Here is a 20,743-nt window from a genome sequence, read left to right on the forward strand (position 1 = left end):
CACACACCCCACACCCACCCCCAACACCACACCCCAACCAACCCCACGGCGTGTCACCCCAAAACCCAAAAACCAGACGGCGTGTCGCAACCCACCACACCCACGACCAACCACCACCACACAAACGCTGCGCACAGCGATGCTTCCCCGTGCGGCTGCGTGCGTGTCGTAAGCCGCAATGGTGATCCAACGCGGACAACTCAGACAAAACAGCAAACACCGAAAGCGCCGAAACCGACCAGGCCAAGCAAAACCAAGATTGTGATCGATACGCCTCGACAGATTCGGCACGCCTCAATTGGGAACGGGAGAGAAAAGGGAGACTGAGAAGAAGTAATGATCAATAGGGCAAGAGATAAGAAGCGGAAGCGACCACAGTTCGCAGCTACCTAATGCTTGAATAGTTGAGTGTCATCTCGAGTAGAACCCCAACAGTCGGCCCCAACACCCGCCGACTTCAGTTTTGATCTCACGCACCGCCAAGGCGCCGGAACCGTAGAAGCGGCAGACGGGCGCCCCCTCGGCAGAGTCGGCGTGATTCACACTCCCCACGGCGATATTCAGACGCCGGCATTTATTCCGGTCGGCACGAAAGCCACCGTGAAGGCAATGTTGCCCGAAACAGTTGCCGAACTCGGAGGCCAGGCGGTCCTCGCAAATGCTTACCATCTGTTCTTGCAGCCGGGCAGCGACATCGTTGATGAGGCCGGCGGCTTTGGCAAGTTCATGAACTGGCACGGCCCAACCTTTACCGACTCCGGCGGATTCCAAGTGATGTCGCTCGGGGTCGGCTTCAAAAAGGTCATCTCAATGACCGAGACAGCGCACGCCGAGGCCGATGTGATCGCGAAAAACAAAGAGCGTCTCGCGCACGTCGATGAAGATGGTGTGACATTTAAGTCATTCATTAACGGCGACACTCACCGCTTCACCCCGGAAGTATCGATGGGCATTCAACATCAGCTCGGCGCTGACATCATCTTTGCTTTCGACGAGTGCACCACCCTATTGAACACCCGCGAGTACCAAGAAGATTCGGTGGATCGCACCGAACGCTGGGCAGTTCGATGCCTTGATGAGCACGCTCGCCAGACGGCGGCTCGCCAGCATCGGCCGTATCAAGCACTCTTCGGCGTGGTTCAGGGCGCTCAATATGAGGACCTTCGACGCAAGGCGGCAAGCGGACTCGCAAACCTCAGAGGCGAAACTGAAACCGAGCAAATGTTCGATGGCTTCGGTATTGGTGGCGCACTTGAAAAGAGCATGCTCGGCACAATAGTTGGCTGGGTGAATGAGGAGTTGCCAGAGAACAAGCCCCGCCATCTTCTGGGTATCTCTGAGCCAGATGACCTCTTTGCTGCAATCGCAGCGGGCGCCGATACATTCGATTGCGTGGCACCTTCCCGCCAAGCACGTGGCGGAACCATGTACTCATCAAGCGGCCGCATCAACGCGAAAGCCGCCAAGCAGCGCCGCAAGTTTGAGCCACTTGATCCCGAGTGCGATTGCTACACCTGCGCAAACTACACGGCCGCGTACCTGCATCACCTATTCAAGGCCAACGAGATGCTCGCCTCAACACTTGCGACGATTCACAATGAACGTTTTATTGTGCGCCTGGTTGACCAGATTCGCGAAAGCATGATTGATGGCACCTTTGTTGAGTTGCGCGAAGACGTGCTTGGCAGGCAAGGGAAGCTCTAGCCCGACACCAAAAAGGCCCGCCGACAATTGTCGAGCGGGCCTTTTCTGTAGCTATACAGTGTGCAGCTCTGAAACTAGGCAGTCGCAGTCTCGGCGTTGCGCACCATTTTGATCACGCGAGTCGTGACCGGCAGCAACACGACCTCGGCGAGCACCTTGACCACATAGCCAAGAACGACGTACATGATGAAGTCAGTACCAGTGATGACACCAGCAAAAGCAACAGTACAGAAGATCAGTGTGTCGAAGAGCTGACCGACCACGGTTGAGCCGATAAGTCGGGTGCGCAAAAAACGACCCGAAGTGCGCTTGCGCATACGGTCAAGCACCCAGGCGTTCATCAACTGCCCGACTAGGAAGGCGATCAAACTGGCTGCCACGATCCTCGGCACAAAACCAAGCACTGCCGCGAACGCTTCTTGGTTTTCCCAACCAGCTGCCGGCGGTGAAATCTGCACCACAAAAATAGTGAGCGAAGCCAGCATCGCGAGCCCGAAGGCGGTGAAGATAGCACGCCGAGAAGCTTTCAGACCGTAAACCTCAGCGAGCACATCACCGAGCACGTAAGCGAGCGGGAAGAGAAACACTCCCCCATCGAATACGAGCGGCAGTTCAGCACCGAAGAGAGTTACCGCACCAAAAGCGATTGGCTTCACTGCGACGACATTCGAGATCAGCAGAATGCCAACAAAAATGGCCGAGATCGTGGTGTAGCGAGCACCGGTAGCGGCAGCGCGCGCGCCGGGCGTCATGTACTTCGCCGAGTCTTCGGCGCCGTTCACAGCTGGCTCACTCACCACGGTCTCCATGCGTTCTACGTTACTCACGCGCGGTCGGCAAGAAACGCGGCGAGCTTGCGAAGGCGCGCCAGGGTCTCATCGCGTCCGAGCAGCTCGAACGATTCAAAGAGCGGAGGTGAAACACGGCGACCCGAAGCCGCAACTCGCAACGCACCGAAGGCAACGCGTGGCTTGAGGCCAAGACCATCAATCAGCGCGTTCTGCAGGGCAGTTTGAATTGCTTCAGTTTGCCATTCAGTCTCAGCGATTGGCTCAAGCGCGGCGATTCCGGCTTCAAGTACCTGAATCGCGTCAGCACCGAGTGATTTGAGCGCGTCTTCCTGGTATTCGAGCGACTCAGCATTTGTGAACAGGAAACCCATCATGTTCACTACTTCGCTAAGCACCGTTACGCGGCTCTGCACCAGCGGAACAGCTGCGCGAATTGTCTCGAGCTGAGCCTCGCTCGGCTCTGGATTCAGTGCGCCGCCCGCGATGAGATACGGCAGAATTCGCTGACCAAAATCTTCTTCGCTGAGCAGTCGAATGTGGTCCGCGTTGATCGAGTCGGCCTTTTTCTGGTCGAAGCGGGCCGGGTTTGGGTTCACGTCGACGACGTCGAACGCTTCGATCATCTCGTCGCTCGTGAATACGTCACGGTCGGCAGCAATTGACCAGCCGAGGAGCGAGAGGTAGTTCAGCAGACCCTCGGGAATGAAACCGCGGTCTCGATGATGCAGCAGGTTCGATTCAGGGTCACGCTTTGAAAGCTTCTTGTTGCCCTCGCCCAACACGTAAGGCAAGTGTCCGAAGCGTGGGATCGCCGACTCAATACCAAGGTCTACCAGAGCGCGATGCATTGCAACCTGGCGCGGTGTCGACGAAAGCAGATCTTCGCCGCGCAGCACGTGGGTGATACCCATCAGCGCGTCGTCAACCGGGTTGGTGAGAGTGTAGAGCGGAGCACCATTTGGTCGAACCACAACGTAATCGATGGTGCTGCCAACTGGGAAGTTGATTTCACCTCGAACGAGGTCATCGAACCCGAGATCGATCTCTGGCACGCGGAAGCGCAGTGCCGGTTCGCGGCCCTCTGCGCGGAATGCTGCCTTCTGCTCGTCGCTCAGGTTGCGATCGTAGTTGTCGTAACCGAGCTGTTTTGGGCGGCCGGCAGCTTCGTTGCGCGCGTCAATCTCTTCGGCCGTCGAGAAGCTTTCGTAGAGGTAACCGGCTGCGAGCAGTCGGTCAGCGATATCACGATAGATTTCGCCACGCTCTGACTGACGGTATGGTCCGTGTGGTCCACCGGCGTCAATGCCCTCATCCCAGTCGAGGCCGAGCCAACGAAGAGAGTCGAGAATCTGGCCGTAGCTTTCTTCGCTATCGCGGGCAGCATCGGTGTCTTCAATACGGAACACAAAGGTGCCGCCGGTATGTCGCGCGTAGGCCCAGTTGAAGAGCGCGGTACGCACCATACCCACGTGCGGGGTTCCGGTTGGAGACGGGCAGAAACGTACTCGTACGTCGCTACCGGTTGCGGTCGAAAATTGGGGTTCGCTGACTGTAGACATCGCCCTCTAGTTTAGTCCTTGCGCGTGAACGGTGGGTTTCGCTCGGCTAGGCGAGTTCTGGTGCCGATTTTGCAGCCTTACGCTGGTGCCCTGCAATGAGCAGTGATGCCACTGCCCCGAGTGCTAGCAGGCCACTAGAGACAACGGCCAAGAACGAGAAATCTGACATGGCAAAAATCACGCCAGACAGTACTCCCGCAACGGCGCCTGCGGCACTCATGAACGTGTCAGAGCGGCCCTGCCACTTGGTGCGCTCCATCGCCGGGGTGATTTCGGTCAGCAACGCCGCACCAGCCACGGTCACAAGGCCCCAACCAACGCCGAGCAAGACCATCGCTAGCTGAACAGTGAAGTGCGAGGCACCCGAAATGTAGGAAAACACCACTGAACTCAGCAACACAACCCAGCCAATAGCCATCGTCTGCAGGCTGCCGATTCGACCGGCCATAAAGCCAATCAACGGCGATAGGCCATACATTCCGGCAATATGCAGCGAAAGGGTGAAACCGACCAATTGCGGTGTGCCCTCATGATGCATGAGGTGCAGTGGAGTCATCGCCATCAACGCCACCATGATCGCCTGCGCCATCGCAATAGCAAAGATAGTGAGTACTTGTGCGCGTCGATTTCCAAGCAGTGCCTTGGCGGGTGCGGCTTTCTTCGAATCTGATGCGGCAGCGGCCATCTGCTCAGCAGTTGGATCAGGCAGCGTGCGCGAAAGCAATAGCGGATCGGGTCGCAGCATCAGCCAGGTCAGCAGGGCGGCAAGCCCCTGCGCAATGATCGGGAACACAAATACGCCTGCGAGTGGTGTGAGCCCGAGCATATCGCCAACGACCGCGCCAGGGCCGAGCAGGTTCGGGCCAACCACGGCACCAATGGTGATCGCCCAGACCACAAGTGAGAGGTCACGGGCACGGTTTTTAGGCTGAGCAAGATCGGCAGCTGCAAAGCGCGAAAGCAATTGCACCGCGCTAGCGACACCAAGCATGGCGAGGCCAACAGCAAGCACCCACCACTGCCCTATCGCCGATCCGAGGATCGCGACAAAGGCTCCAGCCATTGCAACCAGGCTGCCAGTCACGAGTGCGCGGCGGCGACCGTGGCGAGCAGCAATTCGCGCCAGCGGAATACCAGCAAGGGCCGCGCCACCGTTAAAGGTTGCAGAGGCGAGCCCTGAGATTGCGTCATTCCCGCTCACCTCTGCCAGCAGCAGCGCGCCAACAGAGAGCGCCGCTCCGACGCCTAGACCACCAAGAATCGTGGCGATCGAGAGCGTCCACAGTGTGCGGCGCTGTACGGCGCGAATTCGCGCTTCGTGCAGCTCGGTTTCAGCGTTTGTCTCCGCCGCGCTCACTCCGCTGCCTCGAGTCCCCAAACGCTGCCGTCAACGTTGGAAAGCAGTCGTTTACAGAGGCGAACCTGGGGGCTCTCGTTCGCGGTACTCATTGAGATCAAACCAATCGTTCGGTATCGGGGTGGGTCAAGAGGTAGGGCGACCGCGTCATCGGGCAGCGTGCGCGCTGCCGCCAGGGCGAGACCCGGCACCATCGCAACAGCGCCGCCGGCAGCCACCATTGCAAGCATTGCCGGAGAGTTGTCGGTTTCCTGAATGATTTCGGGTTCAAAGCCGCATTCTTCGGCGGCTGCGAGCAGATGGCCTCGGCACTTGGTGCAACCTGCAATCCAGTGCTCTCCCGCGTAGTCGCCAAGTTTTGCCGAGGTCGCGCCGTTTACGCGGTCTTTGTTCACCACGAGACTCATGGTTTCGCACCAGAGCGGTGTGAAGGTGCTGCCTGCCGGAAGTTCTGCGGCACCCTCATAGTCAAAGATCAGGGCGCAATCAACCTCACCGTCACGCAGCATTTCTACAGCGCCCGGAGGTTCGGCTTCGCGGTACTGCAGTGATACATTTGGCGCTTCGACGGCGAGCAGCCGCATGATGGTTGGCACAATCGTCGCGCTCGCGCTTGGGAACGCCACGAGACGAAGTGTGCCACCGCGCTCACCGCGCAAGTCATCAATTGCAGCAAGCGCGGCGTCGATTTCAGCGACGACTGTGCGCGCATGCTCGGCGAGAATATTGCCGGCGGTGGTGAGCCGAATGCCACGCCCTTGACGCTCGATCAGCGGCACCGCGAGACGGGTCTCAACGCGTTTGATCCGCTGACTCACCGCAGGCTGGCTCAGCCCGAGGCTGGCAGCAGCTGAGGTCAGTGAACCGGTCGTGGCTAGCGCATGCAGAATTCGCATCTCGGTCGAATCAATCGCGCCAAGCGGATCTGTTGTTCGAGTGGTGCTCATAGTTCCAGCATAAGCCTACAGAATGGAATATTGATAATTCATTCATATTGCTTATTTGGGGTGCTGGATCGCAGCCACGCTCCGCAGGCTAACTCGGGGCGCCAGGCGTTCGCCCGAGAATGATCCCGCGCAGCAAAAAGCCCCACTCTCGAATCAAAGAGTGGGGCTTTAGCGACCGTTAGACGGCGTTTGCTTCGGCGACATACCGCGCAGCATCTGCCTTGTCTTGCTCGGAAGCAACCAGCTGACCGCATGCGCCATCGATTTCTTTGCCGCGAGTGTCACGCAGAGTCGTCGGAATGCCCGCAGCATTCAAACGATCAACAAACTCGCGAGTAACACTCGGCTCGCTCCTCGTCCACACCGAACCCGGAGTCGGGTTCAAAGGAATCGGATTCACGTGCACCCAACCTCGGCCGCGAGCGTTCAACTTCTCGGCCAACAGCTCAGCACGCCAAGCATGATCATTCATGTCTTTGATCAACGCGTACTCGATAGAGACGCGTCGACCGGTGCGCTCGAAGTAACCACGAGCAGCATCAAGCACCTCATCGACCTTCCAACGACTATTGACCGGAATCAGCTCGTCACGGAGCTTGTCGTCTGGAGCATGCAACGAAAGCGCAAAAGTCACCGGGATGTCTTCATCGGCCAACTTGCGAATCGCAGGAGCAAGACCAACAGTCGACACCGTGATTCCGCGCGCACTCATGCCAAGGCCCTCAGGTGAATCTGCAACCATGCGGCGCACAGCATTCATCACGCGCTTGTAGTTAGCGAGTGGTTCGCCCATACCCATGAACACAATGTTGTTCACACGCTCGGCCTCAGCACCGTTGCCCTCTTCACGAGCACGACCGAGACCGCCCTCAGCGATCACGCGGTTCGCCTGCACGATCTGATCCAAGATTTCAGCTGTCGACATATTTCGAGTGAGACCAGCCTGACCGGTCGCACAGAACGGACAGTTCATACCGCAGCCACACTGACTCGAAACACAGAGCGTGATTCGGCCCGGATAGCGCATCAGCACCGACTCGACCAATGCACCGTCAAAGAGACGCCAGAGAAACTTCACAGTCGATCCATCGTCAGTGACAAGGCGCTTGACCTCGGTCAACAGCGGCGGAAAGAACGTTTCAGCTAGTTCTTCTCGACGGTCCTTTGGCAGGTCAGTCATCTGCGCCGGATCGCTGGTGTAATGCTCGAAGTAGTGCTTTGAAAGCTGCTTCGCGCGAAACTTCGGCAGACCAAGCTCCATGATCTTCGCCTCCCGCTCGGCGAGAGTCATATCGGCAAGGTGGGCCGGCGGCTGCTTCACACGAGGTGAGGCGAATTGCAGGGTTGGCCGACCGTCAGGGCCGGTGAGCTGAGTCCAGCCCTCGGTGCGCGGGCGAGTTTGAGGTCGCGATTCAGCGCTACGGGGGCGGGTGCGAATCAGTTTGCCCTGTTCGGGCTGATTCTCATGGTTGAGCTTATTGGGATCCACCGAACCATTCTCGCAGCAATTTCTGGACACCGCTGCCAGGTCGACGCCAAAAGGCGCCGACCTGCTCCGTGCTAAGCCACGGTATTGCGCAAAATCCCGATACCGTCGACCTCAACCTCGACCGTTTCGCCTGCTTCAAGCAAGCCAACCCCTGCTGGGGTTCCGGTCAAAATTACGTCGCCAGGCAAGAGGGTAAACGCCTCGGACGCATACGAAACGATGCTCGCGATCGAGTGAATCAGGTGAGCGGTTGAGCTCTGCTGACGCACCTCACCATTTACCCGGGTCTCGATCTTTGCGTCAGCAATATCAAGATCAGTCTCGATAACAGGCCCGAGCGGGCAGAACGTGTCAAACCCCTTCGCCCGAGACCATTGGCCGTCTTTAATCTGCAGATCGCGGGCGCTCACGTCGTTAGCGCAGGTGAAGCCAAACACCACTTCGAGCGCGCGCTCGACGGGCACCTGTTTCGCAACCGCACCGATCACCACCGCAAGTTCGCCTTCGTGTTCCACACGATCAGAGATCGCGGGGCGCACGATTGTCTCGCCTGGGCCAATAATCGAGGTATTGGGCTTCAAAAAGAGCAGTGGTTCGGCTGGCACGTTTACCGCGCCGCCGCCTGTGACGTCTTTCATCTCTTCAACATGATCGAGGTAATTCTTGCCAACGCACACAATTTTTGAGCGCGGGATCACCGGCGCAAGCAGGCGCACATCACCAAAGGCGATTCGCCTACCTGTGGTGTCGAAACCGCTCGCCATTGGATCGCCCAATAGCTCGACGATTTCAACACCGTCGCCGTTTTCAGCCCGGTCAAGAATGCCAAAGCCAATTTCACCTTCGTAGCTGAAGCGCGCAACCTTCATCGAAAACTACCGTTATGCAGTCGCGCCGTTGGCGGCCACGATCTGGTGAACCCAGTTGTGCGGATCGGCCACGGTACCGAACTGGATGCCGGTAAGTTCTTCGCGCAGCGACATCGTGAGCGCACCCGGCGCCGCGTCGCCGAAGTCAACAATCGTGCCAGCTTCGCTCTTCAGCGCACCGATTGGTGTGATGACCGCTGCAGTACCGCAGGCGAACGACTCAGTGATCGTGCCGTTTGCAGCACCCTCACGCCACTCGCTCACGGTGACCTCGCGCTCGTCCACGGTGAGACCGCGATCCTTCGCCAGCTGGATCAAGCTGCGGCGAGTGATGCCGTCAAGAATGTTGCCGTTGAGTGCCGGGGTGATCAGCGATCCGTCGTTGCGAACCAGGAAGAGGTTCATGCCACCGAGCTCATCAATCTGGTCTTCGGTAGCGGTGTCGGTAAAGAGTACCTGCGCGCAACCGTTCTGCTGAGCGACGCGGGTTGGCAAGAGTGATGCGGCGTAGTTGCCGCCGCACTTTGCGGCACCGGTGCCACCGCGGCCTGCACGAGCAAGATCGGTTGACAGCCAGATCGATACAGGCTTTACTCCACCGGTGAAGTACGGGCCAGCAGGGCTTGCAATCACCAGGAAGCGAGCCTTCTCTGCGGCGCGCACACCGAGGAAGCTCTCGTCGGAAATCATGAACGGTCGCAGGTAGAGGCTCTGATCCTCATTCTTTGGCACCCACTGCTCATCAACACGCACGAGTTCTTCAATCGCACGAACGAAAAGCTCTTCTGGCAGCTCTGGCAAGGCCAGACGCGCAGCGCTCTCGTTCAGACGCCGAGCGTTTGCTTCGGGGCGGAAAGTCACAATGTCACCGTTCGGGTGACGGTATGCCTTGATCCCCTCGAAGATCTCTTGACCATAGTGCAGCACCGACGCCGCTGGATCCATGCTGATCGGGCCGTATGGCATGACCTTTGCATCGTGCCAGCCCTCTTCGCGGCTCCACGAAATCGAAACCATGTGGTCGGTGAATACCTTGCCGAAGCCTGGGTCTACAAGCGCAGCTTCGCGCTCTGCATCGGAAAGTCGTGTGGCTGGTTGGTAGCTGAACTCGATCATTCTTGGCTGCTTTCTGCCACGAACTGGCGCGGCACTGATAGTGAGGGAAGGAGTTAGAGGCTGGTGCTTAGGCCAGCGATGATTGCGTCTGCGACCGATGCCGTTGCACGGGCTGCTGAACCGCGCGTCGCGAGGTCAGCAGCAACTGCCGCACGAACGCGGTCGGCTTCTACGTGCAACGCGAGGTGATCGAGCATGATCGCTGCCGAGAGGATAGCTGCGGTTGGATCTGCAATCTGTTTGCCCGCAATGTCGGGCGCCGAACCGTGTACTGGTTCGAACATGCTCGGGAAGTCGCCGCTTGGGTTGATGTTTCCGCTGGCTGCGAGTCCGATACCCCCGCCGATTGCTCCGGCGAGGTCTGTGAGGATATCACCGAAAAGATTATCAGTAACAATGACGTCAAATCGCGCCGGATCCTGAACCATAAAGATCGTCGCGGCGTCTACGTGCATGTAATCGACCGCAATGTCTGGGTACTCAGCCGATACCGCAGCAACCACTCGCTGCCAGATCGCACCGGCATGAACGAGCACGTTGGTTTTGTGGACCCAGGTGAGTTTCTTGCGTGGTCGTTTTGCAGCGGTTTCGAACGCGTAACGCACCACTCGCTCGACGCCGAAAGCCGTGTTGACTGAAACCTCAGTGGCCACCTCGGCTGGGGTGTTCTCGCGGAGGCGACCGCCGTTGCCCGCGTACGGACCCTCAGTCCCCTCTCGGACAACCACAAAATCGACTTCACCCGGGTTCGCGAGGGTGCTAGTTACCCCTGGGTAAAGTTTGCAGGGGCGAACATTCGCGTAGTGGTCAAAATCGAATCGGAGCTTCAGCAACAGGCCGCGCTCAATATTTGCATTCTTGAGGCGAGGATCGCCAGGCACGCCACCGACTGCACCAAAAAGAATGGCGTCATGCTCGGCTAGAGCCTGCTCTTCTTCAGGCAGGAGTGTATCGCCGGTCTCAAGAAAACGGTCAGCGCCGAGTTTGAACTCGGTACGCTCAAGTTGCACATCGCTGCCATCGAGAACCGCGTCAAGCACACGATTCGCCTCGCGAATGACTTCTGGGCCAATGCCATCACCAGGAATGACTGCGAGTTTGATGGTCCGAGACACGTGTGCTCCTTTGAAATTGATACCGCCAGTGACCAGACTACAGCTGTGCGCACCCGCTGCGTTGTCTTCCGGCACGAAACCCACGTGGTGTTCCCGTTGCGGAGACACAAGCTGGGTGAAATCTCAAGGAGAGATTAGATACATGCGACCAAGATTCAGAAATTCTTCGGCGCATTCATAGACACCACTTTTACGCTGAACACATGAACCTCAAAACACGTATCACCATTGCCACCGCATCCGTCGCCCTGGCCACTCTTGGTCTTGCGGCCTGTTCAAGCACGAATAACAATGACGCCAGCACCGTAAACAGCGGTGAAACGAATCAAGCAACTCGCGACAACGTCGTCGGCAAGTGGGGAGACCCCAAATCCACCGATAAGCCTTCTCTCGAATTCACCGCCGATGGCACCTTGAGCGGCTCCGACGGGTGCAACCGGATCACCGGTACCTGGACCGCTGAGGGCGAAGTAGTTGTCTTCGGCCCAATGGCATCAACCAAGATGGCCTGCGAGGGCGTGGAGACCTGGCTCATTGATCCAGCAAGCGCCACGGTCAAGGGCGATGTGCTGACCGTAAGCGACAGCAAGGGCAAAGAGATTGGCACGCTCGATCGCGCCTAAACAGTGAGTAATAGAGGCAAGGTTTTGTACCTTGCCTCTATTCTTTTACCTCGAAAGCAGGCAACATTATGCAATGGGATATCTCACATACGGCGGCAGCCAAGAGTATGAATTCGAAGATCGCACCCTGGCACATCTAAAAGTTGCAATTACTATGAAATTGCGGCGGCAGGAGAGCTTCCTCTTGAGTTGGAACAGTCCCCCAGAACGTGGCGGCGGGCGCACTTCAATTTGGTTGAATCCCAGCATTCCATTGACTTTTCGTTTCTCGGGCAGTCGACCACCTCAGCTCAATAAAGAGTGGCTCGAAGTACTCTGCGAGCTTTCAAATACGGCCCAGGGACTCACCCTGGTGCCAGAACATGGCGTCGGCGCCGCGCGACAAAACGATCAGCCCACCGCCGAATAGTCACGAGCTCGCTCTGCTGACCCGTTCCGCGAAACAATCCCCCAGAGCAGGGTTGTCAGGAGCAGACCAGCAGCGAGCGCAATGAACCCGGCAACACGGCCAACAACAACGTCAAAGATGAAGCTGGTTACTAGAAGCCCAAGCAGTGAAACGACAAATAGATTGCAGATCAGCAATCTATTTCCCGTGCGCACAATACGAATTTTTTGGTGACTACCAAAATGCATCCGGTGCATCACCACAAGGCCAATGCCCAGTGCGGTCGCAATGCCAGCGCACGATACCAAGACAAGGTAAAGGTCGAGCTGGTAAGCGTCCAGATCATGAAATCTCTGCTGAAAGGCCACAGCAAGCAGAAAACCTCCAATGATTTGCGTGCAAGCCTGGATCACACGCGCTTCCTGAAGAATCTCGTTCCAATTCCGCAACGCCCGGAGATACGGAGTCTCACCAGAAAGAACATTAAGTTCGACTGAATCATTCAGTTCTGAAGCGCTCATCTTGCTTCCTCCTCGACAACGGTGTCACTGAGATGGAGCAATAGTACGCCCAGTTTTTTAGGAACGGCCCACTTTCCGAATAGCGCAAAAATATTCTCGCCATACAAAAAGTGCGAAGATTTGCAAGCCCCTTTCGAGAACCCTCTATTGATGCATAGCGTCGAAAGTAGCGGCGAGACTCGTCGCTGAAAGGAGCATCATGAGTTTCTTGGCTTTTCTACTACTCGGACTAATCGCAGGTGCAATCGCAAAGGCGATCCTGCCCGGTCGTCAGGGCGGCGGATGGATCGCGACCCTGCTCCTCGGTGTCGTCGGCGCAATGCTTGGCGGCTGGCTTGGCTCAATGATTTTTGGCGCAAATGTCGACGAGTTCTGGTCACTCTCATCGTGGCTATTGGCCATCGGCGGATCGGTAATTGTGCTCTTGATCTACGGCCTCGTCACTAGCAAGAAGCGCGAGGCATAGCCCGCCCGAATTTCACACTGCGATCGCCAGGCCACGTGCACACGGGCCTGGCGATCCTACGCGTACTCTGCCTCGGTAATCTCGCCACTGTACACACGTGCCATACGTACAAAGACAATGAGCCAGGCAAAGAGCAGACCGGCGGCAATAAACTCCATGCCGGTCAGGTTGTAGTAGCCGATAGGCACCCAGAGCAGTACCGAAACAACGATGCCGATGATCACGGCGATCGTGAACGCCATAAAGTCCCGCGGCACTTGAGGCAGATACCGCAACGCGACGTAGGCGAACACAGCAAAAAGCACCACCATGCCAGAAGCCGCACTCACGTGCACAACGATGTTCACAGCGTCGGGCACCATGCCAGCTACCGCAAGCAGTAGGCCGATGCCCGCAAAAAGCCAGCTCAACGTAGGCGCAAGCTTGCGCGGGTTTTTGCCGCGCTCAATCATGCCAAGTTCAAGGTCTCGCCCGATGTAGTTGGCAAGAACGGTAATGACGAGGCCCGTAGTAATCAATGCAAGATTAAATCGGTTCGCCGCAATACCTTCGGTGTTGCCAAGCTGCGAAAAATGCAATTGCCACCACGACTCATCTGGCGAGCTAAGCATCGAGGCCATCGTGCCCATAAACAGTACGAGTGTGGCCAACATTGCAAGCCCCTCGGAAGTGACTCGAGCGCCCGCGAGTGAGGCGGCGTAAGTGACCGCAGCGGCCGCGGCCCCAGCCAACACGCCACCACCATACGGATCAACCGTCATACCAAAGAAGCCCAGCTGAAAGAGTTGCGCAACAGCGACCACAATCAGATAACCGAGCATGCCCATCGCGAGCGACATTGCCGCGATGTCAACCAATCGCTTGGCCAGAGGCAGCCGATCCCGCCAATCGGCGTGACCGTGTCTTGTCTCAACCACAAACGAAGCTCCAAAGGCAAAGGCCCCAAAGCCTGCCGCAAACCAGGCCGCAATATTGCCAATTGAACCTTCACCTGCAAGCGGAATGTGCCCACCGGGGTGGGCGAAAATCGTGCTCACTCCAGTTGCAAAAAACACCAGAATTGCAGCCGTGGTTGCCCGCGATTCAAGCCGTTGCGGGGTACTACCGTGGGGTGCCTCAATCATGCTTGATTCCTCGCTGCGCATATACATTTCATTGCGAGCATAGCGGTGGCATTAATCAGTGAGACTTGCGTGAATCGCCGCTCTTGGTGAGGCATGCAAAAATTCGAATCCGCTCTGCAGCAAACGTTCGGGTACTACCCGAGCATTCGAAGTAAGCAATGACTCGCTTGCATCGGCGCTGAGCGCAAGTTTCAAGGCGAACTCTGGCGCAGGCAGCCAGAACGGCCTGCGCAGTTCTGCCGCAAGCGCTCTGCCAATGTCATTCGCTGTCGCAGCTTCGGGCGCGGCCAGATTTACCGGCCCCTGAAGCCCCTGATCAAGCACAAACAGGATCGCGCGAACCTCATCGTCGAGCGATATCCAGGGCCAGTATTGGGTGCCCTGTGCGAGCGGACCGGCTAAGCCAAATTTGGTGAGCGGCATCATGGGCTTCAATACCCCGCGCGGATGCAGAACCGGAGCGGTGCGAAGCAGGGCCAGCCGGGTGTGGGAACCCGCAGTACTGGCTTCTGCCTCCCAAGCGACAGTGAGCTTTGCGAGAAAACTGTCACCGGGTGAAGAATCTTCGCGTAGGGTCACGCCGGGCTGTGAACCGTAGTAGCCAGTGGCCGATGCCGAGAGCCAGTGCAGTGGGGCCTCACTGTCGAGTGCGCGAATCGCGTGGCTGAGCATCCGGGTGGGGCCTATCCTCGATTCCCAAAGTTGAGCCTTGCGAGCTGCTGTCCAGGGTACCCGCCCCACGCTGGTTCCGTTCAGCGAGATGAGTGCGTCAGCTTTCGCAAGCAGTCCCTGGTCGAGCTGCATTTTCTCGGGATTCCAATAGTGCTCGTTGTGGCCGTTTGGTTCGCGACGTACCAGGACGTGAACGTCATCACCGCGCTCGTGCAACACCCGAACGAGCTCAGTGCCGATCAGCCCAGATGCCCCGGTGAGCACAATTCGCTTGGTCATGTAATGAGTGTGCCAAGTTTTTTGTGCGATTGCACGGGTTTGTGCGCACGAACTCAACGCCAGCGGCCACGGGATGATGAAGCGACTGGTTTGCGAGTTGGCGCAGCAATGCACCGGCGATGCTACGCGCCGGCATTCGCACCCCGTGTTTCGCGCGCCTACAAACTAGCGAAGCGGTCGTTTGATTGAATCAAATGCTTCGAGCGCTCGCAATCTAGTATCGCCAAGGTCTAGTATCGGCGGATTCAACACACTTTCGGGTGCCCATCGTTGCGAGTACCTCCGGTCGGCATCAAACTTCTTCAGCTGCGTTGTTGGATTAAACACGCGAAAGTAGGGAGCCGCATCGGCACCGCAGCCTGCAATCCACTGCCAGTTGAATGGATTACTCGCCCGATCAGCATCGAGCAGAGTGTCCCAAAACCAGGATTCACCGACGCGCCAGTCGACGAGCATATTTTTCACCAGAAATGAGGCCGCAACCATTCGCACTCTGTTGTGCATGGTTCCACTGCGCCACAGCTCTCTCATGCCCGCGTCAACCAGTTCAAACCCAGTCTTGCCCTGTTGCCAAAGGGTTAATTCCGCATCCTCCACGCTGCGCCAAGGAAAAGCTTCAAAACGATGATCAAGTGGCGCGCACTCGAGTGAGTTGTGCGGTTGCACCCCGCGGTGAAACAGGGTGTGCCAAGCAAATTCTCGCCACCCAATCTCAGAAAGAAACATGCCTACGTCAAGCTGTGAAGCTACCGCGCTGTACCAGACGGCACGCGGGCTAATTTCACCCCAGCGCAGGTGCGGCGAAAGTCGTGAAGTTGCAGTTTCACTTGGCACGTCACGCTCAGCCTGGTAACGATTCACCTGATCATCAAGAAAGTCTTGCAGTCTCGCATTCGCTGAGGCCTCGCCAGGCTGCCAATGCTCCGAGAACTCTGCGGCCCAGTTTGGTTGTGTTGGTAACGGCACAAGACTTTCGATTGTCTCGCTCCGAGGTTGCTTGTTTGCGGCCCGCAAAGCTACAGGCACTGGCAGCGGCTGCGCAGGCGCTGCCTCACGCAGGCAAGCTCGCCAAAAGGCTGAATACACCCGGTACGGAGTGCCCTCACCCGTAGCGATTGTGTGCGGCTCAAATAGCAGCGAACCCGCGAACGATCGGGCGTTGATCCCCCGCTTTCGCAGCGTGAGTTTGAGCCGCGCATCGATGGCACGTTCTGGGCCGTAACGACGGTTCCAGAACACGCTTGCCGCCCCAGTTTCTGCGAGGATCGCAGGCAGCACTTCTTCGGCCGACCCGCGGCGCAGCACAAGCGAAACACCGTGCTGCTTCAGTGATTCGCTTAGCGAGTGAAGTGAATGATGCAACCACCATTTCGTGGCCGCACCGAGCGGGCGAGCCTCTTCAGAAACCTCGTCAAGCAGAAAGAGCGCGATCAGCCCGCCCTGATCCTTGGCCGCTTCGCTGAGCGCAGCGTGATCTGCCAGACGCAGGTCATCACGAAACCACACAATTGCTGCCACGAAGCCATCGTAGCGATCGCGCAGGCAGTCGCGGCAACTATACGCGGGTGACCAGGGTTGAGGCCTCAGCAAGACGATCAGCAACCTCGCGGATGAGAGCCTGCATGGCAGATGCGGCATGCGTCGGTGCCATGTCTGAGCGACGTGCCATGCTGATGGTTCGGGTGAGGTTCGTGGAAGCAAACGGTGTGGCTCGAAGAGCTGGCCTGTTTACCGCCACCATTGCTGGCACCACCGCTACCCCGATGCCTCGTTCGGCGAAGCTTAAGGCGGCATCCATTTCGGCTCCCTCGACAGCGATCGTGGGGCTCAAGCCTTCGGCGCTGAAAGCCGCGTCCATAGCGGCTCGCAAATCATAGTTTTCAGGGAACGAGACCTGCTCAATCGCGGCGAGTTCGGCGAGTGAGATGGCGCGCACCTGACTGGGTTTTTCGCGCGAATCGATTGGGTCCGTGGCAGGCTGGTCGGCTGTGAAGGGCCCTGCAGTGAACGGGTCAGGAGCCGCTGCAGAAGACACGGCGACTAAGCGCTCGCTCAAAATGGGTTCGCGCTCAAGCACCGCACGCGCACCGCCAGAGGAAACACTCGTCACGATCAGGGCAAGGTCAAGCGTTCCCTCGACCAGCGCGGCAATGAGGCTGCGTGATCCTCGTTCAAGAATCTCAATATCGATGCCGGGATAGCGCTCACGAAACTCAGCGAGCACGTCTACTACCAGGCTGGTGCAAAGCGTTGGCGTCGCGCCAAGCCGAATGCGGCCGCGACGAAGCCCGGCAAGCTCGGCCATCTCGCCGCGTGCACTCTCGGCATCGGCCAGCATTCTGCGCGCGATCGGCAAGAGCCGCTCCCCCGCTGCCGTGAGCGAAACATTTCCTCTTGCACGATGAAAAAGCTCAACTCCGAGTTCACGCTCGAGCGACGAAATCTGCCGACTCAACGATGGTTGTGCGAGATGTAGACGCTCAGCCGCTCTGGTGAAATGACCGAGCGCGGCAATTTCCACAAACCCAGTGAGTTGCTCAAGATTCATAATCAATAGCCTAAACGCATCATAATGATCGAATCTATTCATTGGAGTAATCGTCAGCAAAAATCTAGCCTGGTCAACGTGAACACAACAACCCCCTCACAGGCATCCCCCCGTAACGAACGACTGCTCTCGACCTCGGTGCTCGTCATTGGCACCGGAGGTGCCGGACTGCGCGCCTCAATCGAACTCGCCGAACGCGGCGTGCAGGTGCTCGCAGTCGGCAAACGCCGCAAGCACGACGCGCACACCACCCTCGCGGCCGGAGGCATCAACGCAGCCCTCGGCACGATGGACCCAGAAGACAGCTGGCAGCAGCACGCCGCAGACACTCTGCGCGAGTCATACTTCCTGGCAGACCCCGCCATCGTCGAAGTAGTCACCAAGGGCGCCGCTCAAGGTATCGAAGACCTTGAACGCTGGGGCATGCCATTCGCGCGCGAAGAAGACGGCCGCATCAGCCAGCGCTTCTTCGGCGCACACACCTACCGTCGCACCGCCTACGCTGGCGACTACACAGGCCTGGAGATCCAGCGCACCCTACTTCGTCGCGCACGCGAACTAGAAGTACCAATTGTCGACACGATCTACATCACACGCCTACTCGAAAGCGATGGCCGAATCTTCGGCGCATACGGGTTCGACATCGTCGATGGCACGCCGATCATTATTCACGCCGACGCGGTCATTCTTGCAGCCGGCGGACACACTCGGATCTGGCGAAACACCTCATCACGACGCGACGAAAACACCGGCGACTCGTTCCGTCTAGCGGCGCTCGCAGGCGGAAAGATTCGTGACGCCGAACTGGTGCAGTTCCACCCATCGGGAATTCTTGAGCCAGCCGATGCGGCAGGACTACTGATTTCAGAAGCAGCGCGAGGCGAGGGCGGCATACTTCGCAACGCACTCGGCGAACGCTACATGGAGAAGTACGACCCGGAGCGCATGGAACTCTCAACTCGCGACCGCGTCGCGCTGGCGAGCTACACCGAGATCGTTGAGGGCCGAGGCACCACCAACGGCGGCGTCTACCTCGACGTATCGCACCTGCCACGCGAAACCATCTTCGAGAAGCTGCCTCGTGTCTACCGCAACATGATCGACCTGCAAATGCTCGACATTACACAAACCCCAATCGAAATCGCACCAACCGCACACTACTCAATGGGTGGAGTGTGGGTGCGCCCAGAAGATCACGGCACCGGAGTTGAGGGGCTTTACGCCATCGGCGAGGCCTCCTCTGGCCTGCACGGCGCGAACCGCCTTGGTGGCAACTCGCTCATCGAGTTGCTCGTCTACGGTCGCATCACCGGCGCAGACGCGGCGGAATACGTCTCGGGCATCGAGACCGTGCACCGCTCGGCAGAATCCGTCGCGGTTGCCCGCAATGAGATGCAGGCGCTCCTCACCAGGGGTGGCGCAGACAGCACCGCGGCGACGAGCGAAAGCCCGCGCCTGCTGCAGCGCGCACTCCGCGAAATTATGACCGAGCACGCTGGTGTGGTGCGAAGCGAAGCCGGCCTGACCGAGGGACTCGCCAAGCTCGACGCGCTTGAGGAACGGGTGTCCAGGGTCAGCGCTCACCCCGACATTTCGGGCTTCGACGATCTGGCACACGCCTTCGACCTCTACGGATCAATGTTGGCAGCACGAGCCACTCTTGAGTGCGCTCGTGAACGCCGCGAGACTCGAGGCTGCCACAACCGCTCCGATTTCACCGAACAGAGCGACGAGTTGCGTGGCAACTTCATCTGGACCCCGGGCGAGGGAGTCACCTTTGAACCAGCCGCTGAGGCACCAGAGTCGTTCCGCGCGCTCGCGCATGCTCACCTCGATGATTCGGTCGAGGGCAAGCTCGTTGAATAATTTGAGATAGTTCAAAGCGCTGGATCTCACTCACCCCAAAGGTAGAAACCTTTGGGGTGAGTGGGTTTTCACGCGGAGAACTCAGGCCCGACCGAGGGCGGATCCGGCACAACGGAGCGACGGTGAGGTCAGCCACGACGGTGAGGTCAGCCTCGACGGTGAGGTCAGCCTCGACGGAGAGCTCAGCTCAGGACGACAAAAGTGTCAATCGAGGAGAACGAAGGTCGCTCCAGGGTCTTCAATGAGTCGCAGCGTGGCCCGGGCATGCCGTGCAGCGAGACCGTCTTCACCGATCGTCGCAGCGCTCAGGGCCGGCACCCCAGCCTCATCTAGCTCAACAAATGCTCGGCTCAAGCTGCGCATCACAGTGAGATCACCGCGTCCAAGTTCGATAGCGAACTCACGCGCAAGAGCTTCACGCCCCTCATAGGGCACCAATCCCGCTGCAGTGCGCCAGGCGGCACGGGCAACCTCATCATCGGCATCGTGCAGATGCGCGCTGGTGATCACGCTGAAGCTTCGCGGATCGGCCAGCTTTGAAAGCGTGTGCAATGCCTGGCTGCGCGCCTGCGCGGTCTCTGACTGGGTTTCACCGATTACGCGAGGTAGCACCAGTTCGTGGGGCAGCCGAGCGATTGCCCAGGTCAGCATGTCACGCACATAAAAGTCGGGCTCAATCGCGCAGCGTTCAAGCAGCGGATCAAGGTAGCTCTCGTCTGGGTGAGTGCCAGCGGTAAGGGCCGCTTGCAGTCGATCTGACGGTTCTGCTGCGGTGAGTGCTTGAGCAAGAGCATGGGCTGTCATGAGTGAGATACCTCAGCGCTTTCTTTCTGAGCGATTCGGGTTTTGCCGCTCCGGAGAAGCTGTCGTATTCAGACGATCAGAGTTCCAAGACCGAGCGTCACAAGTCCAAGCAGCGGCAGGGTGCCCTGTGTGAGCGCAGCGCGTCGCTTCTCTGGGCTGCTTAGAAATAGCACCAGCGCGGCCGCAAACATCGAGCCAGCACCGACAAACATCAGAGTAAGGCCCACCACCGGCTGCCCTGCCAGATACAGAACAATACCGAGGAGCGCGGTAAGCGCGAGGAAAAGGTTATAGAAACCCTGGTTGAAAGCCAACTCTTTCGTCGCAATCGCACCCTCTTCGGTTGTGCCGAAGGTTGCGCGCACGCGAGGTGACGTCCAGGCAAGCGACTCCATGTAGAAGATGTAAACATGCAGCAGCGCGGCGAGTGCAACTAAAACGATTCCGACTATTGTCATGAATCAATTTTGCACCCGTCGCGCTACCGCACGCGAGAAAGTTACGA

The 20,743-nt window shown here is 58.3% G+C and carries 20 protein-coding genes; 5 read left to right on the forward strand and 15 right to left on the reverse strand.

The genetic code is table 11. The features are described 5' to 3' along the window. Positions 1 to 408: 408 nt before the first annotated feature. Complete coding sequence (gene tgt / locus QBL02_RS00005) at positions 409 to 1,704, forward strand: tRNA guanosine(34) transglycosylase Tgt (protein ID WP_282724273.1); 1,296 nt, start codon at positions 409 to 411, stop codon at positions 1,702 to 1,704. Between the two features lie 74 nt (positions 1,705 to 1,778). Here the strand turns inward: tgt and QBL02_RS00010 are convergent, their stop codons facing one another. The 8 genes from QBL02_RS00010 to QBL02_RS00045 form a co-directional block, all read right to left on the reverse strand. Then, the gene (locus QBL02_RS00010) at positions 1,779 to 2,501 is read right to left on the reverse strand and encodes a queuosine precursor transporter (RefSeq protein WP_282724274.1); all 723 of its coding nucleotides are present in this window, start codon (positions 2,499 to 2,501) and stop codon (positions 1,779 to 1,781) included. Between the two features lie 26 nt (positions 2,502 to 2,527). Continuing rightward, entirely contained in the window at positions 2,528 to 4,054 is a 1,527-nt protein-coding gene (gene gltX / locus QBL02_RS00015) for a glutamate--tRNA ligase (protein ID WP_282724276.1), read from the reverse strand. 46 nt (positions 4,055 to 4,100) lie between these two features. Continuing rightward, complete coding sequence (locus tag QBL02_RS00020) at positions 4,101 to 5,411, reverse strand: MFS transporter (RefSeq protein WP_282724277.1); 1,311 nt, start codon at positions 5,409 to 5,411, stop codon at positions 4,101 to 4,103. Continuing rightward, positions 5,408 to 6,358 carry a LysR family transcriptional regulator gene (locus QBL02_RS00025; protein ID WP_282724278.1) on the reverse strand — a complete coding sequence of 317 codons (951 nt, stop codon included), beginning with the start codon at positions 6,356 to 6,358 and terminating at the stop codon, positions 5,408 to 5,410. The genes QBL02_RS00020 and QBL02_RS00025 overlap by 4 nt, the downstream gene beginning before the upstream one ends. A gap of 178 nt (positions 6,359 to 6,536) precedes the next feature. After that, positions 6,537 to 7,799: a 23S rRNA (adenine(2503)-C(2))-methyltransferase RlmN gene (gene rlmN, locus QBL02_RS00030; protein ID WP_282725251.1), complete on the reverse strand. Its 1,263-nt coding sequence runs from the start codon at positions 7,797 to 7,799 to the stop codon at positions 6,537 to 6,539. 119 nt (positions 7,800 to 7,918) lie between these two features. Then, positions 7,919 to 8,716 carry a fumarylacetoacetate hydrolase family protein gene (locus tag QBL02_RS00035; RefSeq protein ID WP_282724280.1) on the reverse strand — a complete coding sequence of 266 codons (798 nt, stop codon included), beginning with the start codon at positions 8,714 to 8,716 and terminating at the stop codon, positions 7,919 to 7,921. 12 nt (positions 8,717 to 8,728) lie between these two features. Further along, positions 8,729 to 9,832: a branched-chain amino acid aminotransferase gene (locus QBL02_RS00040; protein WP_282724281.1), complete on the reverse strand. Its 1,104-nt coding sequence runs from the start codon at positions 9,830 to 9,832 to the stop codon at positions 8,729 to 8,731. Between the two features lie 53 nt (positions 9,833 to 9,885). Beyond that, a complete protein-coding gene (locus QBL02_RS00045) occupies positions 9,886 to 10,947 on the reverse strand; it encodes a 3-isopropylmalate dehydrogenase (protein ID WP_282724282.1) in 1,062 nt (353 codons plus the stop codon). A 203-nt stretch (positions 10,948 to 11,150) separates the two neighbouring features. Between QBL02_RS00045 and QBL02_RS00050 the strand changes: the two genes are divergently transcribed. Beyond that, positions 11,151 to 11,570 (forward strand): META domain-containing protein, encoded by a 420-nt coding sequence (locus QBL02_RS00050; RefSeq protein ID WP_282724283.1) that lies wholly within the window; start codon positions 11,151 to 11,153, stop codon positions 11,568 to 11,570. 73 nt (positions 11,571 to 11,643) lie between these two features. Next, the gene (locus tag QBL02_RS00055) at positions 11,644 to 11,979 is read left to right on the forward strand and encodes a hypothetical protein (RefSeq protein ID WP_282724284.1); all 336 of its coding nucleotides are present in this window, start codon (positions 11,644 to 11,646) and stop codon (positions 11,977 to 11,979) included. Here the strand turns inward: QBL02_RS00055 and QBL02_RS00060 are convergent. Next, positions 11,961 to 12,479 (reverse strand): DUF6328 family protein, encoded by a 519-nt coding sequence (locus QBL02_RS00060; protein WP_282724285.1) that lies wholly within the window; start codon positions 12,477 to 12,479, stop codon positions 11,961 to 11,963. The two genes, QBL02_RS00055 and QBL02_RS00060, sit on opposite strands and share 19 nt — an antisense overlap. Positions 12,480 to 12,678: 199 nt before the next feature. On the opposite strand from QBL02_RS00060, the gene QBL02_RS00065 reads away from it, so the two are divergent. Next, positions 12,679 to 12,945, forward strand: a complete 267-nt coding sequence (locus QBL02_RS00065) for a GlsB/YeaQ/YmgE family stress response membrane protein (protein WP_282724286.1) — start codon at positions 12,679 to 12,681, stop codon at positions 12,943 to 12,945. 56 nt (positions 12,946 to 13,001) lie between these two features. On the opposite strand, the gene QBL02_RS00070 is transcribed toward QBL02_RS00065, so the two are convergent. The 4 genes from QBL02_RS00070 to QBL02_RS00085 form a co-directional block, all read right to left on the reverse strand. Next, on the reverse strand, positions 13,002 to 14,069 hold the full coding sequence (locus QBL02_RS00070) for a DUF998 domain-containing protein (protein ID WP_282724287.1): 1,068 nt from the start codon (positions 14,067 to 14,069) through the stop codon (positions 13,002 to 13,004). 51 nt (positions 14,070 to 14,120) lie between these two features. After that, on the reverse strand, positions 14,121 to 15,020 hold the full coding sequence (locus QBL02_RS00075) for a TIGR01777 family oxidoreductase (RefSeq protein ID WP_282724288.1): 900 nt from the start codon (positions 15,018 to 15,020) through the stop codon (positions 14,121 to 14,123). Between the two features lie 165 nt (positions 15,021 to 15,185). Then, positions 15,186 to 16,538, reverse strand: a complete 1,353-nt coding sequence (locus tag QBL02_RS00080; RefSeq protein ID WP_282724289.1) for a deoxyribodipyrimidine photo-lyase — start codon at positions 16,536 to 16,538, stop codon at positions 15,186 to 15,188. A 37-nt stretch (positions 16,539 to 16,575) separates the two neighbouring features. Then, a complete protein-coding gene (locus QBL02_RS00085; RefSeq protein ID WP_282724290.1) occupies positions 16,576 to 17,568 on the reverse strand; it encodes a LysR family transcriptional regulator in 993 nt (330 codons plus the stop codon). A 24-nt stretch (positions 17,569 to 17,592) separates the two neighbouring features. Between QBL02_RS00085 and QBL02_RS00090 the strand changes: the two genes are divergently transcribed. Further along, positions 17,593 to 19,434 carry an FAD-dependent oxidoreductase gene (locus QBL02_RS00090; protein ID WP_282724291.1) on the forward strand — a complete coding sequence of 614 codons (1,842 nt, stop codon included), beginning with the start codon at positions 17,593 to 17,595 and terminating at the stop codon, positions 19,432 to 19,434. 204 nt (positions 19,435 to 19,638) lie between these two features. Here QBL02_RS00090 and QBL02_RS00095 read toward each other — a convergent pair whose 3' ends face one another. After that, the gene (locus QBL02_RS00095) at positions 19,639 to 20,238 is read right to left on the reverse strand and encodes a HEAT repeat domain-containing protein (protein WP_282724292.1); all 600 of its coding nucleotides are present in this window, start codon (positions 20,236 to 20,238) and stop codon (positions 19,639 to 19,641) included. Positions 20,239 to 20,306: 68 nt separating this feature from the next. Then, positions 20,307 to 20,696 (reverse strand): DUF1304 domain-containing protein, encoded by a 390-nt coding sequence (locus QBL02_RS00100; RefSeq protein WP_282724293.1) that lies wholly within the window; start codon positions 20,694 to 20,696, stop codon positions 20,307 to 20,309. Positions 20,697 to 20,743 lie beyond the last annotated feature (47 nt).

Origin of the sequence: Leucobacter sp. UT-8R-CII-1-4 (assembly GCF_030010235.1) — a bacterium.
Taxonomy (GTDB): Bacteria; Actinomycetota; Actinomycetes; order Actinomycetales; family Microbacteriaceae; genus Leucobacter.